The following is a 550-nucleotide window of genomic DNA, read 5'->3' as shown; positions in this document are numbered from 1 at the left end:
GATTTTTCGCAACTTACTTAAAGGACGTAAACTACGCTCTAGGTTTGAAAAGCCCTTAGTGCCTAATTGATCGAGTGTCGTATTGTGGCGAATCGCGGTAAGTACATCTTGAATAGCCTGACGTTCAGGCACATGCATGTGCACATCACCAGCACAGACAATTGGCTGCTTAAAATCATGGCTTAGGCTACAACACCAACGTCGATATGCGCTGCCACGTTTAAACTCTTGCGCATCAAGCAGGCGCTCGTACAGCAGCCAGCAACGGTTATGAAATGCACGCTGTACAAACTCGGCAAAACTGCGATCAGCCTCATCTCCTAGTTCAGATTCAGGCTTGGCTTGAGAGCTCGGTTTCCATAACAACAAGGCATGCCGCAATGTGTTCAGATCTTGCTGAAAAACAGCATAGTGCCCTTTCTCGCAGCGCCTTCGAGCAAGCGTAATCAAGGCACATACTTCCGCATAAGCGGCTCGATCTGGGCATAAGAGCACAATTTTCGGCCCATCCTCGAGCTGAAACTCACTTCCAACAATGAGCTTTGTTTGA

At 48.0% G+C, this 550-nt stretch carries 1 pseudogene; it reads right to left on the bottom strand.

Annotation, left to right across the window (positions count from 1 at the left end):
• Positions 1-550: pseudogene (locus A3750_RS26320) on the bottom strand (error-prone DNA polymerase); the annotation flags it as partial.

This window comes from Oleiphilus sp. HI0079 (assembly GCF_001635105.1).
The sequence above is the reverse complement of the archived record's forward strand: the minus strand, read 5'-3'. Positions and strand labels throughout refer to the sequence as shown.